This is a genomic window from Streptomyces filamentosus (genome assembly GCF_014654895.1).
Classification (GTDB): domain Bacteria; phylum Actinomycetota; class Actinomycetes; order Streptomycetales; family Streptomycetaceae; genus Streptomyces; species Streptomyces filamentosus.
In genome coordinates this window covers 2,965,745-2,981,759 of record NZ_BNBE01000001.1, presented here as the reverse complement: position 1 = coordinate 2,981,759, position 16,015 = coordinate 2,965,745, and the positions used below count along the sequence as shown (strand labels likewise).

Here is a 16,015-nt window from a genome sequence, read left to right as displayed (position 1 = left end):
CACGGCCTAGCCCCCGCCGGGGTCAGAGGGCGCAGCCCTCGGTGTCCACCTGCTGGTTCGCCGCCCGGCCGAGCTCGATGTCCTCGCGGATCTCCTCGACCGTCAGCGCGTAGCCGGTGTCGGCGTCGTCCCGGGAGCGGGCGAAGATCACTCCGGAGACCTTGCCGTCCTCGGTGAGCAGCGGACCGCCGGAGTTGCCCTGACGGACCGTCGTGTACAGCGAGTAGACCTCCCTGCGCACCTCGCCCCGGTGGTAGATGTCGGGTCCGTCGGCGCTGATCCGGCCCCGGACGCGGGCCGAGCGGACGTCGTACGAGCCGTTCTCGGGGAATCCGGCGACGATGGCGTCGTCCCCGCTGCGCGCCTCCTCGTCGGTGAAGCGCAGCGGGGTGACCCGGAGGTCCGGCACGTCGAGGACGGCGATGTCGCGGCGCCAGTCGTAGAGCACGACCTTCGCGTCGTACAGCCGTCCCTCGCCGCCGATCTGCACGGTGGGCTCGTCGACGCCGCCGACCACGTGCGCGTTGGTCATCACGCGCCGGTCGGAGAAGACGAAGCCGGTGCCCTCCAGGACCTTGCCGCAGCTCGGGGCCGTGCCGACGACCTTGACGATGGAGCGCTGGGCGAGGGTCGCGACGGGGCTGCCGGCGAGCGCCGGGTCGGGCGGGAGGACCTCGGTGATGGGCTCGTTGGCGAAGGGGCTGAAGACCTGCGGGAAGCCGCTGCGGGCCAGGGTGGAGCTGAAGTCGGCGAACCAGACGCCCACCTGATCGGGCATCACGCGCGAGACGCCCTGGAGCACGCGGGAGCCGCGCACCTCCTTGCCCAGGGTGGGCAGCGAGGTGCCGGCGAGCGCCGAGCCGATCAGCCAGGCCACCAGGAGCATCGCGACGACGTTGACCAGGGCGCCGCCGGTGGCGTCGAGGGCGCGGGCCGGCGACCAGGTGATGTGGCGGCGGAGCTTGTTGCCGAGGTGGGTGGTGAACGCCTGGCCGACGGAGGCGCAGACGATGACCGCCATCACGAAGATCACGGTCACCGAGGTGGAGACCTCGCTCTTGTCGGTGAGCTGGTCCCACAGGACCGGCAGCAGCCACATGGCGACGAGTCCGCCGCCGAGGAAGCCGGTCACCGAGAGGATGCCGACCACGAAGCCCTGGCGGTAACCGATGATCGCGAACCACACGGCAGCGAGCAGCAGCAGGATGTCCAGCACGTTCACCGTCGTCAGCCTCGCAGTTCCTTTTCCGGTCGTCCCGGCGGTCGGTCCGGTCGTCCCGGAGGGATCAGCCTGTCATGACCGCCAGTCGATCGGGACCTGCCGGCCGGAATCCCAGGGCCGCTCCCAGCCCGCGAAGTGCAGCAGCCGGTCGATCACTCCGGCGGTGAAACCCCAGACCAGGGCGGACGCGACGAGGAAGGCGGGGCCCGCGTGGCCGGCCGGGTGGACGGCCGTGGCGCGGTTCGCCGGGTCCGTGAGATCCGCCACGGGGACCGTGAAGACCCGGGCCGTCTCGGCGGGGTCGACGACCCCGACCGGGCTCGGCTCGCGCCACCAGCCGAGGACTGGGGTGACGACGAAGCCGCTGACCGGGATGTAGAGCCGGGGCAGGACGCCGAAGAGCTGGACGCCGGCCGGGTCGAGGCCGGTCTCCTCCTCGGCCTCGCGCAGGGCGGCCCGCAGCAGCCCTCCGTCGGCCGGGTCGCCGTCCTCGGGGTCGAGGGCGCCGCCGGGGAAGGAGGGCTGCCCGGCGTGCGAGCGGAGGCTGCCGGCCCGCTCCATGAGCAGCAGCTCGGGTCCGCGCTCGCCCTCGCCGAAGAGCACGAGCACGGCGGACTGGCGGCCGGCGCCGCTCTCGGGCGGCAGGAAGCGGCTCAGCTGCTCGGGCGCGACGGTGCGCGCGGCCCGGTCGACCGGCGCGAGCCAGCCGGGCAGCCCGGTCCGGTCCAGCAGGCCGCCGGTGCCGGGGTCGTGGGTCTCTTCGTCCGTGCGCGTCATGGGCACCCCCCTGTCGTCCAACGCCGTCGCCCCGCCCGGCCGTTCCCGCCGGCGCCCACGAGGTCCGTGGTCCTGATGGTGCTCGGGAGACCCGTGATCCTGGCGGTGCCCACGAGGCCCGTGGTCCCTGTGGTGCTCACGCGGCCCCCGTGTCGTTCCGGGCGGCGCCGGGGGCCACGCCGGGCGCGGGCGGCGCGGGGCGGCCGGGGTAGTCCGCGGGCGGGTTGAGCCGCTGGCCGGGGAAGCCGCCCTTCTCGTACTTGAGCAGCTTGCGGGCCTTCTCCGGGTCCGTCTCGCCCTCGCCGTAGGCGGGGCAGAGGGGGGTGATCGGACAGGCGCCGCAGGCGGGCTTGCGGGCGTGGCAGATGCGGCGGCCGTGGAAGATCACCCGGTGCGAGAGCATGGTCCAGTCGCTCTTCGGGAAGATCTCCGCGACCTCGGCCTCGATCTTGACCGGGTCGTCGGACTCCGTCCAGCCGAAGCGGCGGGCGAGGCGCATGAAGTGGGTGTCGACGGTGATCCCGGGGACGCCGAAGACGTTCCCGAGGACGACGAAGGCGGTCTTGCGGCCGACGCCGGGGAGCTTGACCAGGTCCTCCAGGCGGCCGGGGACCTCGCCGCCGAAGTCGTCCCGGAGGGCGGCGGCCAGACCCATGATCGACTTGGTCTTGGCACGGAAGAAGCCGGTCGGGCGGATCAGCTCCTCGACCTCCTCGGGGACGGCGGCGGCCAGGTCCTCGGGGGTCGGGTACCGCGCGAAGAGGGCGGGCGTCGTCTGGTTCACCCTCAGGTCGGTGGTCTGCGCGGAGAGGACCGTCGCGACCAGCAGCTCGAAGGGGTTGCGGAAGTCCAGCTCGGGATGGGCGTACGGGTACACCTCCGCGAGCTCCCGGTTGATCCGCCGGGCCCTCCGCACCATGCCGAGCCGCGACTCGGCCTTGCGGGCCCCGGCGGGCGCGACGGTCGCCACGGCCTTCTTCGGGGCGGCCGTCCTCTTCGCCGCGGAAGCCGTCCTCTTGGGGGCGGCGGCCTTCCTCGCCTCGGCGGCCTTCCTCGGGGCGGCGGTCTCCGCCGGGACCACGGCCTTCTTCCGGGCGGTGGCCTTCTTCGCCGCGGGGGTCTTCTTCGCCGCGGGGGTCTTCTTCGCCGCAGGGGTCTTCGCGGCGCGCTCGACCGGGGGCGAATCATCCCGATCAGCGGCTTTCGACCGTTTCGACACGCCGCGTTCGCCCACAGCGGAATTACCTTCGGCCGACACTCTTACAGCCCCCTTGGCCTGCGTTCTCACCGGCGAGTTGGACACCCGACCAGCCTAGGGGCCGCGGCCGACATCCGCCCCGCCCGCCACCGATCGGACCCCGATCGGGCCCCTGACGTTCGGCAATGGCGTCCGGTGCGTCAAACTTGTTGTGATTGATCGCACTGTTTTGCACGTCCGGCATCATGGGAGGCAGGTTCCCGTGAGCAGGTCGACAGTAGGAGTGAACTCGTGGACGACGTTCTGCGGCGCGCCCCGCTCTTCGCGGCGCTCGATGACGAGCAGGCCGCCGAGCTGCGCGCCTCGATGAGTGAGGTGACGCTCGCCCGTGGCGACGCGCTCTTCCACGAGGGCGACCCCGGTGACCGCCTGTACGTGGTCACCGAGGGCAAGGTGAAGCTGCACCGCACCTCCCCCGACGGCCGCGAGAACATGCTGGCGGTCCTCGGCCCCGGCGAGCTCATCGGCGAGCTGTCCCTCTTCGACCCGGGCCCGCGCACCGCGACCGCGACGGCGCTGACCGAGGTCAAGCTGCTCGGCCTCGGCCACGGCGACCTCCAGCCCTGGCTGAACGCCCGGCCCGAGGTGGCCGGCGCCCTGCTGCGGGCCGTCGCCCGCCGGCTGCGCAAGACCAACGACCAGATGTCCGACCTGGTCTTCTCCGACGTGCCGGGCCGTGTCGCCCGCGCGCTCCTCGACCTGTCGCGCCGCTTCGGCGTGCAGTCGGAGGAGGGCATCCACGTCGTCCACGACCTCACCCAGGAGGAGCTGGCCCAGCTCGTCGGCGCCTCCCGCGAGACCGTGAACAAGGCCCTCGCCGACTTCGCCCAGCGCGGCTGGCTGCGCCTGGAGGCCCGCGCCGTGATCCTGCTGGACGTGGAGCGCCTCGCGAAGCGCTCGCGCTGACCACGCCCGCGCAGACACGCGGAAGGGGGCCGCCCGGTCGACCGGGCAGCCCCCTCTCGCGTACCGGAAGGCGCGGCCTAGCGCTTCGTGCCGTCCACGATCACCGGGGCGGAGCCGCCGCCGGAGCCGCAGGGCACCGCGTAGACCGGGTTCTTGGCCGCGGCCTCCTTGAAGGCGTCGATGCACTGGTTCGCCAGGACCTTGTCGGTCAGCGAGTCGTTGAGGATCTTGTTGGCGCGGGCGATGCCCTCCGCCTCGATCCGGCGCCGGTCCGACTCGGCCTTGGCGGTGCGGGCGGCCTCCAGGGCGCGCTCGGTGGCCTGCTGCTGCTGGATCTTGCGGTCGATCTGGCCCTGGAGCGCGTCGGAGGGCTTCACGTTCCGCAGGTTGACCGTGGTGACGACGATGCCGCGCGGCTCCAGGCGCTCCGTGATGAGCTCGGCGATCTCGGCGTTGATCTTCTCGCGGTCGGAGGCGTACCCCTGCTCGCTGCTGTAGCGGGCGAAGACGTTCCGGACGATCTCACGGCTGTCCGGGTAGACCAGCCGCTGCTGGATGGCGTCCTCGCTGCCCGCGAGCTTGTAGAGCTCGACGGCCTTGGCGGGGACCACGGCCCACTTCACCGTGACCTCGGCGTACATGACGCCGCCCTGCGAGGAGCGGACCTCGACCACGTCCTTGTCGGAGAGGTTGAGGTCGACGGGGCGGGTGGAGAAGGTGGTGACGTCGGTGAACGGCGACTTCACGTGCATGCCGGAGGTCATCGGCGTACCGACCTTGCCGAAGGCGACCGGGACGCCGACCTCGTACGCGCTGATCACGTACGTCATGCTCACGATCAGCGAGAAGACGCCGGCCAGCAGCGCGCCGACGGCGCCCAGCTTCCAGCCGGTCGAGTCCTGCGACCGGCCGACGAAGTAGAGCACCACCGCGGCGATGACCAGCAGGATGGCTATGACGAACACGGGCTTCCCCCCGAGAGCTGCGGTCTGATGTAAGCGGAGCGTAAGACACGCGGGGAGGCCGGAGGGTTCCCGGAACGGGCACCGGACCGAACCGTGACCGGACCGTGGTCGGAATCACGGTCGGAATCACGGTCGGAGTCGCGGTCCGGAGGGGGATCGGCGCCGGGTCCGGGGCCGGGGCCGGGCGCGTGGTCAGATCGCGCCGCGCTCCCGCAGGTACTCCAGCTGCGCCCGGACCGACAGCTCGGCGGCCGGCCACAGCGAGCGGTGCACGTCCGCGTAGACGTCCGCCACGACCTCCGGCGCCGTCCGCCGGCCGCGCGCGACCGCAGCCTCCACCTGCGCGAGCCGGTCCGCCCGGTGCCGCAGGTAGAAGTCCACGGCCCCCTGGGCGTCCTCCAGGACCGGGCCGTGGCCCGGCAGGACGGTGTGCACGCCGTCGTCGACGGTCAGCGAGCGCAGCCGCCGCAGCGAGTCCAGGTAGTCGCCGAGGCGCCCGTCCGGATGCGCCACCATCGTCGTGCCGCGCCCGAGGACCGTGTCCCCGGTGAGCACCGCGCGGTCGGCGGGGAGGTGGAAGGAGAGCGAGTCGGAGGTGTGGCCGGGCGTCGCCACCACCCGCAGCTCCAGGCCGCCGACCGTCACCGCGTCGCCCTCGCCGAGGCCCTCGTCGCCGAGGCGGAGCGCCGGGTCGAGCGCGCGGACGGCCGTCCCGGTCAGCTCGGCGAAGCGGCCCGCGCCCTCGGCGTGGTCCGGGTGACCGTGGGTCAGCAGGGTCAGCGCGACCCGCTTGCCCAGCTTCTCGGCGGTGGCGACGACGTGCCGCAGGTGGCCCTCGTCGAGCGGGCCCGGGTCGACGACGACGGCCAGGTCCGAGTCCGGCTCGGAGAGCAGCCAGGTGTTGGTGCCGTCCAGGGTCATCGCGGACGGGTTGGGCGCGAGCACGTTCACGGCGCGGGCGGTGGCCGGCCCGGAGGCGACGACCCCGCGCGGCTGTCCGGGCAGGGCGGCGGCATCGGTCACGAGGCGCTCCCGGTCCCGTCGCCCGCGGCGTTCCCCACGCGCTTGGTGAACTCGTCGTGCCCCGGCCAGCTGAGGACCAGCGTGTCGCCCTCCATCCGGGCCTGCGCGAGCACCGGCGCCAGGTCCTGCTTCCCGGCCGCCGCGAGGGCCTCCGCGGCGGTGCCGCAGGGCTGGAGGGCGCGCAGGGTCGCGATCGTCGGCGGCATCATCGTCAGCTCGCCCCGGTCGTAGCCGGCGGCGGCGTCGGCCGGGCGCGTCCACACCGTGCGGTCGGCCTCGCCGGAGACGTCCCGGGTGCGCTGCCCGGCGGGCAGCGCGGCCACGAAGAACCAGGTGTCGTACCGCCGCTGTTCGAACGCGGGGGTGATCCAGCGGGCCCACGCGCCGAGCAGGTCGGAGCGGAGCACGAGCCCGCGGCGGTCGAGGAAGTCCGCGAAGGACAGCTCGTGGGCGACCAGCGCCCGCCGGTCCCGCTCCCAGTCCTCGCCGGTGGTGTCCCCGACGACGGTGCCGGCGGTCTCGCCGGCGAGCAGCACGCCCGCCTCCTCGAAGGTCTCGCGGACGGCGGCGCAGACCACGGCCTGGGCCTGCGCGGGCTCGTCGAGCCCGAGCCGCGCCGCCCACTCCTCCAGCGGGGGCCCGGCCCAGCGCACCGGCTGCTCGTCGCGCGGGTCGACGCCGCCGCCGGGATAGGCGTACGCGCCGCCCGCGAAGGCCATGGAGGCGCGGCGGCGCAGCATGTGGACCTCGGGGCCGGTGTCCGCGTCGCGCAGCAGGAGCACGGTGGCGGCGCGCCGGGGCGTCACCGGCACCAGCTCGCCGGCGGCGAGGGCGCGGATGCGGTCGGGCCATTCCGGCGGGTACCACTGACCATTCGACATGGGCGGATGCTATGCGCAACGACCGGAATGCACGAGAGCCGGCCGCCCCGTGCGGGGGCGGCCGGCTCTGCCGTACGGGGCGGCTCGACGCCGTACCGGGCGGCGGCCCGCCGTACGGGGCGCGGCCCGGCGTAAGGGGCGGCTTCACGCCCTACCGAGCGGCGGCCCGGCGTACGAGGCACGGCCCGCCGTACGAGGCGGCTTCACGCCGTACGCGGCGCGGCCCGCCGTCCGGGACGGCCCGATGCCGTACGGGACGGACCGATGCCGTACGGGCGGCTCAGGCCCCGGTCAGCTCGACCTGGACCTCGACCTCGACGGGGGCGTCGAGGGGGAGGACGGTGACGCCGACGGCGCTGCGGGCGTGGACGCCCTTGTCGCCGAGGATCTCGCCGAGCAGCTCGCTGGCGCCGTTGACGACGCCGGGCTGGCCGGTGAAGTCGGCGGCGGAGGCGACGAAGCCGACGACCTTCACGACGCGCTTGATCCGGTCGAGGTCACCGGCGACGGACTTCACGGCCGCGAGGGCGTTCAGCGCGCAGGTGGCGGCGAGCTTCTTGGCCTCCTCGGCGGTCACCTCGGCGCCGACCTTGCCGGTCAGCGGGAGCTCGCCGCCGACCATCGGGAGCTGGCCCGAGGTGTAGACGTACACGCCGGACTGCACGGCCGGCTGGTACGCGGCGAGCGGCGGGACGACCTCGGGCAGCTTCAGGCCCAGCTCGGCGATCCGAGCCTCGACGGCGCTCACGGCTGCGGCCGCTTCATGTAGGCCACCAGCTGCTCCGGGTTGGGCCCGGGCACGACCTGGACGAGCTCCCAGCCGTCCTGGCCCCAGTTGTCGAGAATCTGCTTGGTCGCGTGCACCAGAAGCGGCACCGTGACGTACTCCCACTTGGTCATGGGCCCGACTGTAGCCGCTGCGGCGGAGCGGTCCGGCGAGGCTCCCCCTGGGGTCCGGGCTCCGGGGCTTCTCCGGGGCGGTCCCCTGATTGCGCGGGGCCGCCAGTGGTTAGGCTCGACAGCGTGAGCAGGCTCCAGGTCGTCAGCGGCAAGGGCGGTACCGGTAAGACGACGGTCGCCGCCGCCCTCGCCCTCGCCCTCGCGACGGAGGGGAAGCGCACGCTCCTCGTCGAGGTCGAAGGCAGACAGGGCATCGCACAGCTCTTCGAGACGGAAGCGCTTCCCTACGAGGAGCGCAAGATCGCCGTGGCTCCGGGCGGCGGCGAGGTGTACGCGCTGGCGATCGACGCCGAGCGCGCCCTCCTCGACTACCTCCAGATGTTCTACAAACTGGGCGGCGCGGGGCGGGCCCTGAAGAAGCTCGGGGCGATCGACTTCGCGACGACGATCGCGCCGGGGGTGCGGGACGTCCTGCTGACCGGGAAGGCGTGCGAGGCGGTCCGGCGGCGGGAGCGCGACGGCCGCCCGGTCTACGACCACGTGGTGATGGACGCCCCGCCGACCGGCCGCATCACCCGCTTCCTCAACGTGAACGACGAGGTGGCCGGGCTGGCCAGGATCGGCCCGATACACAACCAGGCGCAGGCGGTGATGGGGGTCCTCAAGTCCCCCGAGACGGCGGTGCACCTGGTGACCCTGCTGGAGGAGATGCCGGTCCAGGAGACGGCGGACGGCGTCGCCGAGCTGCGCGCGGCGGGGCTGCCGGTGGGCCGGGTGGTGGTGAACATGGTCCGTCCGCAGGTCCTGGACGAGGCGGCGGTACGGGCCGCCTCCGGCGACCACCGGGAGGCGATCGCGCGGGCGCTGGTGTCCGCCGGGGTCCCGGGGGGCGGGGCGCTGGTCGAGCCGCTGCTCGACGAGGCGGCGGAGCACGCCCGCCGGGTGGAGCTGGAGCGCGCCCAGCGGGCCGTCCTGGACGGCGTCGGCCTGCCCGTGTACGAACTGCCGTACCTGGGCGAGGGGGCGGACATCGCGGGGCTCTACCGCCTGGCGAGGGAACTGCGGAGGCAAGGGGTGGGTGCGGCGTGACGGAGCGGATCCCCGGGCCGGAGAAGGCCCCGGACGGCGCCGCGGGCGGGCTCGACGCCGGGCCCGCCCTGGAGATCGACCCGATCCTCGACGACCGGGGGACCCGGATCATCGTCTGCTGCGGCTCGGGCGGGGTCGGCAAGACGACCACGGCGGCGGCGCTGGGCGTGCGGGCGGCCGAGCGGGGCCGGCGGGTGGTGGTCCTCACCATCGACCCGGCCCGGCGGCTGGCCCAGTCGATGGGCATCGACGCGCTCGACAACACCCCGCGCAGGGTGGACGGCGTCAAAGGCCCCGACGGCGGCGAACTGCACGCCATGATGCTGGACATGAAGCGGACCTTCGACGAGATCGTCGAGGCGCACGCGGAGCCCGCGCGGGCGCGGGCGATCCTGGAGAACCCCTTCTACCAGTCCCTGTCGGCGGGTTTCGCCGGTACGCAGGAGTACATGGCGATGGAGAAGCTGGGCCAGCTGCGGGCCCGGGACGAGTGGGACCTGATCGTCGTCGACACCCCGCCGTCCCGGTCGGCGCTGGACTTCCTGGACGCGCCGAAGCGCCTGGGGTCCTTCCTGGACGGGAAGTTCATCAAGCTGCTGATGGCGCCGGCGAAGGTGGGCGGCCGGGCCGGGATGAAGTTCCTCAACGTCGGCATGTCGATGATGACGGGGACGCTGGGGAAGCTGCTCGGCGGCCAGTTCCTGGGGGACGTGCAGACCTTCGTGGCCGCGATGGACACGATGTTCGGCGGCTTCCGGACACGGGCGGACGCCACGTACCGGCTGCTCCAGGCCCCGGGCACGGCCTTCCTGGTGGTCGCGGCGCCGGAGCGGGACGCGCTGCGGGAGGCGGCGTACTTCGTGGAGCGGCTGGCCGCCGAGGGCATGCCGCTCGCGGGGCTGGTGCTCAACCGGGTGCACGGCAGCGGCGCGGAGGGCCTCTCGGCCGAGCGGGCGCGGGCCGCCGCGGAAAATCTTGACGAGGGCCGCATGGTGGATCAGGGGGCCGGGAAGACTGGACGCAGTGACGTCCCGGCCGCGTCGTCCGGGCCGTCCCGCCCCGCCACCGCCGCCGACTCCCCTTCCGCACGCCCCGCCTCCGCGGACACCGCCGCATCCCCGGCCGCCCCCACGGCCGAAGCGACCGACGAGCGCACCACGAGCGACAGCGACAGCGAGAACGACCACACCTCCAGCGCGACCGGCGCTTCCGGTGTGCCCCGCACGTCCGGCACGTCGGGGGCTTCCGGCGCGCTCGACACGTCAGGTACGTCCGGCGCATCCCCCGCGCCCGGCGCCGACGTCACCGAGGCGGACGTCGCGCGGCTCACGGCCGGGCTGCTCCGGCTGCATGCGGAGCGGATGCGGGTGCTCGCGCGCGAGCAGCGCACGCGGGACCGCTTCACGGCCCTCCACCCGGAGGTGCCGGTGACCGAGGTGGCCGCCCTGCCCGGCGATGTGCATGACCTCGCCGGGCTGCGGGCCGTCGGTGAACGCCTCTCCTCCCCGCGCGACCGGTCCTGACGGGACCTCAGGCGGGGCGGCCGGGGCCTATCCGACCGCGGCGTACTCCTCGTACGTCGCGTCGTCCTGCATGGCGACGGGCAGCAGGCCCGCGCCGCGCTCGTACTCCGTGCGCGCGGTCTCCAGGAGCCGCCGCCACGAAGTGACCGTGGGACGCCGGCGCAACAGGGCACGGCGCTCGCGCTCCGTCATGCCGCCCCACACACCGAACTCCACGCGGTTGTCCAGGGCATCGGCAAGGCACTCGGTGCGCACCGGGCAGCCGGTGCACACCGCCTTCGCCCTGTTCTGTGCCGCTCCCTGGACGAAAAGTTCATCCGGATCCGTAGTGCGGCAGGCCGCCTGCGCACTCCAGTCAGCTACCCAGCCCATACCGGCGCCGTCCTCTCCCGAATCGAGGCTCCCCCACGGCGGCAGCGGCATATTCACCGCTGCCAGTTGGGACGTTACGGAAGGCGGGGACAGCGCAACACCCCCTTCGGGCCCAATCTTGAATGGTCCGAACGGACTATGCGTATGCGTCAGATCACCCAGGGGAGTGAGCGGAGGACATGCGTGTGCTAAAGGACACCCCCTGACACACGCACCGGAATCGGACAGGAGGTCTCCGCGGATTCGGGGACGCGGAACTCGTGCCGGAAATCAGGCGAATGTCACGCAGAGGGGTTGATGCGGGACCGCACTCCTGTGACAGTTGGGAGCAGCTTAGGCCAAGGCATATACGTGTGTCCGGCGATTGAGAACGTAGGCTGCCCCCATGGCAAAGAAGCGCTCGGGCGGTGGTCTGACCGGGACCCAGCAGGCCGCCAAGTTCCTCGGTGTCAGCGTGCTCTCCGGAGCCGTGCTGGCGGGCATCGCCCTGCCCGCGGCCGGCGCGCTGGGTCTGGCGGCGAAGGGGACGGTGGAGGGGTTCGACGAGATCCCCTCGAACCTGAAGACCCCGCCGCTCAGTCAGCGCACCACCATCCTGGACTCCGAGGGCGGGCTGATCGCCACCGTCTACTCGCGGGACCGCAAGGTGGTCCCGCTGGACAAGATCTCCCCCTACGTGCAGAAGGCCCTCGTCGCGATCGAGGACGCACGCTTCTACGAGCACGGGGCCATCGACCTCAAGGGCGTGCTGCGCGCGATCAACAAGAACGCGCAGTCCGGCGGGGTCTCGGAGGGTGCCTCCACGCTGACCCAGCAGTACGTGAAGAACGTCTTCGTCGAGGAGGCCGGTGACGACCCGGAGAAGGTCGCGCAGGCCACCCAGCAGACGATCGGCCGCAAGGTCCGCGAGCTGAAGTACGCGATCCAGGTCGAGGAGGAGCTGGGCAAGAAGAAGATCCTGGAGAACTACCTCAACATCACGTTCTTCGGGCAGCAGGCGTACGGCATCGAGGCCGCCGCGCAGCGCTACTTCTCCAAGCCCGCCTCGAAGCTCACCCTTCCCGAGTCCGCGATGATGGCCGGCCTGGTGCAGTCGCCCAGCCGCTACGACCCCATCAACGACATCGAGGAGGCCACCAAGCGGCGCAACGTGGTCCTCCAGCGCATGGCCGACGTCGGCGACATCAGCCAGCAGGAGGCCGACGAGGCCAAGGCCACCAAGATCAAGCTGAAGGTGAAGACGCCGAAGAACGGCTGCATCACCGCCGTCGACGGCGCCGGCTTCTTCTGCGACTACGTCCGCAAGACGGTCCTCAACGACCCGGTCTTCGGCAAGACCTCCGAGGAGCGGCAGAAGCTCTGGAACCTGGGCGGCCTGACCATCCGGACCACGCTCGACCCGAAGGCCCAGGCCGCGGCGAACGAGGCCGCCGTCGCCAAGGTCAACAAGGACGACGGGGTCGCGACCGCCGTCGTCCAGGTCAAGCCGGGCACCGGCCGGATCCTGTCGATGAGCCAGTCCCGTCCCTACGGCCTGGACCAGAAGCAGCACCAGACCACGCTCAACCTCGCCGTCGGCAGCAAGATGGGCGGCACGACGTACGGCTTCCCGGTCGGCTCGACCTTCAAGCCGATCACGGCGGCGGCGGCCCTGGAGAAGGGCCTGAGCCCGGCGCAGAGCTTCGACACGCCGTGGAAGATCTCCATGAAGGAGAGCGACTTCACCCGCTGCGACGGCAAGCCGTCCGGCTACGCCGAGTGGTCGGTGCAGAACGAGCTCAAGTCCGAGAAGGGCGCGTTCGACATGACGAGCGCCCTCGGCAAATCCATCAACACGTACTTCGCCAAGCTGGAGCAGATGGCCGGCCTGTGCGAGACGCTGACGATGGCGAAGAAGGTCGGCTACGAGCGCGAGCTGGGCAAGCCGATCCGGCAGAGCCCGTCCGCCACCCTCGGGTCCCTGGAGAGCACCCCGCTCGACATGGCCAACGTGTACGCGACCTTCGCCAACCGCGGCATCTACTGCGTCCCGGTCGTCATCGACTCGGTCAAGGCCGCCAACGGCGACAAGCTGAACGTGCCGCAGACCAAGTGCACCCGCGCGATGTCCGACCGCACCGCCGACACCATCAACCAGATGCTGAAGGGCGTGGTCGAGGACGGCACCGGTACCCGGGCCGGTCTGAGCGACCGGGACAACGCGGGCAAGACCGGTACCACCGAGGGCCGCAAGGACGCCTGGTTCGTCGGCTACACCCCGGACCTGTCGACCGCCGTCTGGGTCGGCGACGACGTCGGCAAGCGCGACGAGATGTACGACATCACCATCGGCGGCGAGTACTACGAGAAGGTCTGCGGCGGCTGCCTCCCCGGCCCGATCTGGCGGATCGCGATGACCGGCGCGCTCGGCGACGACGCCCCGTCCTTCGTCGACGTCAAGGTCCCGCGGGCGGAGAAGCCCAAGGACCCGAAGAAGGACAAGCCCGACGCCGACGACAAGCCCCGCGGGGACGACAAGCCGGCCGACAAGCCGGTCTCCCCGCTCCCGGGCATCACGCTGCCGGACCTGACCGGCGGCGGGGACTCCCGGCCGGGCCACGGCCGCGGCAACCGCTGACGCACGACGGCACGGCACGAGGAAGGGCCCCACCGGTCTCCGGTGGGGCCCTTCCTCATGGGTCCCCGGGCTCAGCCCGCCAGGTGCTTCTTCACCGCGGCGGCGACGCGGCCGCCCTCGGCGAGACCCGCCACCTTCGGGTTCACGATCTTCATGACGGCGCCCATGGCGCGCGGGCCCTCGGCGCCGGCGGCGCGGGCCTCCTCGACCGCCTCGGCGACGATGCCGTCCAGCTCCTCGTCGGAGAGCTGCTTCGGCAGGTACGCGTCGAGCAGGACGCCCTCCGCCCGCTCGCGCTCGGCCGACTCGGTGCGACCGCCCTGCTCGAAGGCGTCCGCGGCCTCGCGCCGCTTCTTCGCCTCCTTGGCGATCACCTTCTGCACCTCGTCCTCGGTGAGCTCGCGCTTGGTCTTGCCCGCGACCTCCTCCTTGGTGATGGCGGCGATGGTCAGCCGCAGGGTCGAGGAGCGCAGTTCGTCGCGGTCCTTGATCGCGGCGTTGAGGTCGTCCTTCAGTCGTGCCTTGAGCGTGGTCATGGCATCAAGTGTGGCAGGTGCCCGCCGGGGACCGCCCGTCCATTTCCGCGCCGCGCGTCTGGAACGATGGGAGGATGCGCGCACGGTACGGGATCCCCCTGAAGGTCACGGCAGGCGTCGCGGCGACGGCCGCGGCGGGAGTCGTCTACGCGGCCGGGTTCGAGGCCCGCTCGTTCCGGCTCCGCCGGGTCACGGTCCCCGTCCTCCCGCCGGGCATGGCCGACCTGCGGGTCCTCCAGGTCTCCGACATCCACATGGTGTGCGGGCAGAACAAGAAGCGGGCCTGGCTCCAGAAGCTCGCCGGGCTCCGCCCCGACTTCGTCGTGAACACCGGCGACAACCTCTCCGACACCGACGCCGTGCCGGAGCTCCTCGACGCGCTGGGCCCGCTGATGGAGTTCCCCGGCGTGTACGTCTTCGGCTCCAACGACTACTACGGCCCCCGCTTCCGCAACCCCGGCCGCTACCTCCTGGAGAAGGTGCAGGGCCGGCACGGGCTCAACGGCAACAAGCCGGTCGTCGGCGCCGTGCACAACCCGTGGGAGGGCATCAAGGACGCCTTCGACGCGGCCGGCTGGGTGGACCTCACCAACACCCGCGGCCGGCTCAAGCTGCCCCAGGCCGACCTGGCCTTCACCGGCCTCGACGACCCGCACATCAAGCGGGACCGGTACGAGCGGGTGGCCGGCGGCCCCGAGGCGTCGGCGGACTTCTCGCTGGGCATCGTCCACGCCCCCTACCTGCGGGCCCTGGACGCCTTCACCGCCGACGGCTACGAGCTGCTGCTCGCCGGGCACACCCACGGCGGGCAGCTGTGCGTCCCCTTCTACGGGGCGCTGGTCACCAACTGCGACCTGGACACCGACCGCGTGAAGGGCCTCTCCACCCACACCGCCGGCGGCCACACCTCCTACCTGCACGTGTCGGCCGGCTGCGGCGCCAACCGCTTCACCCCGGTCCGCTTCGCCTGCCCGCCCGAGGCGACGCTGCTCACGCTGACGGCCCGCGGCTGAGGCCGGGGGCGGCCGCGCCCGGCCCGGAACGGCACGCCGCCGGGCCCGTACGGGGACGGGACCGCTCCCGTCCCCGTACGGTGACGACCATGCCGAACCGTTTCGCCGCCGTCGTCCGTGCCCTGGTCGCGCTCGCCGCGGCGACCGGCATCACGATCGACTGCGCCCTGGGCGACCCCCTCGTCGCCTTCAGCTTCTTCACCATCTGGTCCAACACCGCCGTCGCCGTCGTCCTCGGCCTCGGCGCGGCCAGGGCGTGGACCGGCCGGCCGCCGCTCCCCGCCGTCCTCACCGGCGGGGTGCTGCTCTGCATCTGCGTCGTCGGGCTCGTCTTCCACCTGGTCCTCGACAACCCGTCGAGCTCCTTCAACCAGGCCGCCGCCGTCGACGCCCTCACCGGCGGCCGGGCCGTCTCCAACCAGCTCCTGCACACCGTCACCCCCCTCGGCGTCGTCCTGGACTGGCTGCTGCTCACCCGGCCCGGCGCCCTCCGCCCCCGCTTCGCGGCCCTCTGGCTCGCCGCCCCCGCCGCCTACCTGGTCTTCGCCCTGGTCCGCGGCGCCCTGCTCCCCGCCGGCCACCCCACCCGGTACACGTACCCCTTCGTCGACGTCGCCGCCCACGGCTACGGCGGCGTCCTGGTCAACGCCCTCGTCCTCGGCCTCGCCTTCTACGCCCTCGGCCTCCTCCTCGTCCTCGCCGACCGCTTCCGACCTGCGGTGGCGGGGTGCCGTAACCGGATTTCGTCTCTGGGCGCGGGTGGGCTAGAGTAATCGATGTCGCCGCGACGAGAAGATCAGAGCAGCGACATCGGGGTGTAGCGCAGCTTGGCAGCGCGCTTCGTTCGGGACGAAGAGGTCGTGGGTTCAAATCCCGCCACCCCGACAGCCAGGAACTCAGGGCCTGATCCGCGGAAGCGGGTCGGGCCCTGAG

General features: G+C 72.6%; 16 protein-coding genes and 1 tRNA gene. 7 read left to right on the top strand and 10 right to left on the bottom strand.

Going from position 1 to position 16,015, the window contains the following annotated elements:
• Positions 1 to 22: 22 nt before the first annotated feature.
• From IE326_RS13560 to nth, 3 genes are all read right to left on the bottom strand, one after another.
• Complete coding sequence (locus tag IE326_RS13560; protein ID WP_150229180.1) at positions 23 to 1,222, bottom strand: MarP family serine protease; 1,200 nt, start codon at positions 1,220 to 1,222, stop codon at positions 23 to 25.
• Positions 1,223 to 1,294: 72 nt separating this feature from the next.
• Positions 1,295 to 1,999 carry an NUDIX hydrolase gene (locus IE326_RS13555; RefSeq protein WP_150229182.1) on the bottom strand — a complete coding sequence of 235 codons (705 nt, stop codon included), beginning with the start codon at positions 1,997 to 1,999 and terminating at the stop codon, positions 1,295 to 1,297.
• A 136-nt stretch (positions 2,000 to 2,135) separates the two neighbouring features.
• Positions 2,136 to 3,218, bottom strand: a complete 1,083-nt coding sequence (gene nth, locus IE326_RS13550; RefSeq protein WP_190042237.1) for an endonuclease III — start codon at positions 3,216 to 3,218, stop codon at positions 2,136 to 2,138.
• Positions 3,219 to 3,488: 270 nt separating this feature from the next.
• Between nth and IE326_RS13545 the strand changes: the two genes are divergently transcribed.
• Positions 3,489 to 4,163 carry a Crp/Fnr family transcriptional regulator gene (locus IE326_RS13545; protein WP_030495802.1) on the top strand — a complete coding sequence of 225 codons (675 nt, stop codon included), beginning with the start codon at positions 3,489 to 3,491 and terminating at the stop codon, positions 4,161 to 4,163.
• A gap of 77 nt (positions 4,164 to 4,240) precedes the next feature.
• Here IE326_RS13545 and IE326_RS13540 read toward each other — a convergent pair whose 3' ends face one another.
• From IE326_RS13540 to sp36, 5 genes are all read right to left on the bottom strand, one after another.
• Positions 4,241 to 5,128 carry a prohibitin family protein gene (locus tag IE326_RS13540; protein ID WP_150229184.1) on the bottom strand — a complete coding sequence of 296 codons (888 nt, stop codon included), beginning with the start codon at positions 5,126 to 5,128 and terminating at the stop codon, positions 4,241 to 4,243.
• Between the two features lie 192 nt (positions 5,129 to 5,320).
• Positions 5,321 to 6,151 (bottom strand): MBL fold metallo-hydrolase, encoded by an 831-nt coding sequence (locus IE326_RS13535; RefSeq protein ID WP_150229186.1) that lies wholly within the window; start codon positions 6,149 to 6,151, stop codon positions 5,321 to 5,323.
• Entirely contained in the window at positions 6,148 to 7,032 is an 885-nt protein-coding gene (locus IE326_RS13530; protein ID WP_150229188.1) for an NUDIX hydrolase, read from the bottom strand. Before IE326_RS13530 ends, IE326_RS13535 begins: the two co-directional genes overlap by 4 nt.
• A gap of 280 nt (positions 7,033 to 7,312) precedes the next feature.
• On the bottom strand, positions 7,313 to 7,780 hold the full coding sequence (locus IE326_RS13525) for a RidA family protein (RefSeq protein WP_150229190.1): 468 nt from the start codon (positions 7,778 to 7,780) through the stop codon (positions 7,313 to 7,315).
• Positions 7,777 to 7,932, bottom strand: coding sequence for a Sp36 family protein (gene sp36 / locus IE326_RS13520; RefSeq protein ID WP_150229191.1), 156 nt, complete (start codon positions 7,930 to 7,932; stop codon positions 7,777 to 7,779). The genes IE326_RS13525 and sp36 overlap by 4 nt, the downstream gene beginning before the upstream one ends.
• A gap of 123 nt (positions 7,933 to 8,055) precedes the next feature.
• Here sp36 and bagA point away from each other — a divergent pair, with 123 nt between their 5' ends.
• A complete protein-coding gene (bagA, locus tag IE326_RS13515) occupies positions 8,056 to 9,021 on the top strand; it encodes an ATPase BagA (RefSeq protein WP_190041622.1) in 966 nt (321 codons plus the stop codon).
• Positions 9,022 to 9,089: 68 nt separating this feature from the next.
• Entirely contained in the window at positions 9,090 to 10,544 is a 1,455-nt protein-coding gene (gene bagB / locus IE326_RS13510) for an ATPase BagB (protein WP_190042236.1), read from the top strand.
• 27 nt (positions 10,545 to 10,571) lie between these two features.
• On the opposite strand, the gene IE326_RS13505 is transcribed toward bagB, so the two are convergent.
• Complete coding sequence (locus IE326_RS13505) at positions 10,572 to 10,916, bottom strand: WhiB family transcriptional regulator (RefSeq protein WP_030749207.1); 345 nt, start codon at positions 10,914 to 10,916, stop codon at positions 10,572 to 10,574.
• A 385-nt stretch (positions 10,917 to 11,301) separates the two neighbouring features.
• Here IE326_RS13505 and IE326_RS13500 point away from each other — a divergent pair, with 385 nt between their 5' ends.
• A complete protein-coding gene (locus tag IE326_RS13500; RefSeq protein WP_150229199.1) occupies positions 11,302 to 13,533 on the top strand; it encodes a transglycosylase domain-containing protein in 2,232 nt (743 codons plus the stop codon).
• 71 nt (positions 13,534 to 13,604) lie between these two features.
• Here IE326_RS13500 and IE326_RS13495 read toward each other — a convergent pair whose 3' ends face one another.
• Entirely contained in the window at positions 13,605 to 14,069 is a 465-nt protein-coding gene (locus IE326_RS13495; RefSeq protein ID WP_150229201.1) for a GatB/YqeY domain-containing protein, read from the bottom strand.
• Between the two features lie 74 nt (positions 14,070 to 14,143).
• On the opposite strand from IE326_RS13495, the gene IE326_RS13490 reads away from it, so the two are divergent.
• The 3 genes from IE326_RS13490 (at position 14,144) to IE326_RS13480 (ending at position 15,967) form a co-directional block, all read left to right on the top strand.
• Complete coding sequence (locus tag IE326_RS13490; RefSeq protein ID WP_150229203.1) at positions 14,144 to 15,082, top strand: metallophosphoesterase; 939 nt, start codon at positions 14,144 to 14,146, stop codon at positions 15,080 to 15,082.
• Between the two features lie 89 nt (positions 15,083 to 15,171).
• Entirely contained in the window at positions 15,172 to 15,855 is a 684-nt protein-coding gene (locus tag IE326_RS13485) for a Pr6Pr family membrane protein (RefSeq protein ID WP_190041621.1), read from the top strand.
• 38 nt (positions 15,856 to 15,893) lie between these two features.
• Positions 15,894 to 15,967 (top strand) — tRNA-Pro (locus tag IE326_RS13480).
• Positions 15,968 to 16,015: the final 48 nt, after the last annotated feature.

Bases quoted from the DNA above. Each gene is read 5' to 3' on its own strand.
- IE326_RS13555 (WP_150229182.1), bottom strand. From the start codon at position 1,999: ATGACGCGCACGGACGAAGAGACCCACGACCCCGGCACCGGCGGCCTG.
- IE326_RS13530 (WP_150229188.1), bottom strand. From the start codon at position 7,032: ATGTCGAATGGTCAGTGGTACCCGCCGGAATGGCCCGACCGCATCCGC.
- sp36 (WP_150229191.1), bottom strand. From the start codon at position 7,932: ATGACCAAGTGGGAGTACGTCACGGTGCCGCTTCTGGTGCACGCGACC.
- IE326_RS13505 (WP_030749207.1), bottom strand. From the start codon at position 10,916: ATGGGCTGGGTAGCTGACTGGAGTGCGCAGGCGGCCTGCCGCACTACG.
- IE326_RS13500 (WP_150229199.1), top strand. From the start codon at position 11,302: ATGGCAAAGAAGCGCTCGGGCGGTGGTCTGACCGGGACCCAGCAGGCC.
- IE326_RS13495 (WP_150229201.1), bottom strand. From the start codon at position 14,069: ATGACCACGCTCAAGGCACGACTGAAGGACGACCTCAACGCCGCGATC.
- IE326_RS13490 (WP_150229203.1), top strand. From the start codon at position 14,144: ATGCGCGCACGGTACGGGATCCCCCTGAAGGTCACGGCAGGCGTCGCG.
- IE326_RS13485 (WP_190041621.1), top strand. From the start codon at position 15,172: ATGCCGAACCGTTTCGCCGCCGTCGTCCGTGCCCTGGTCGCGCTCGCC.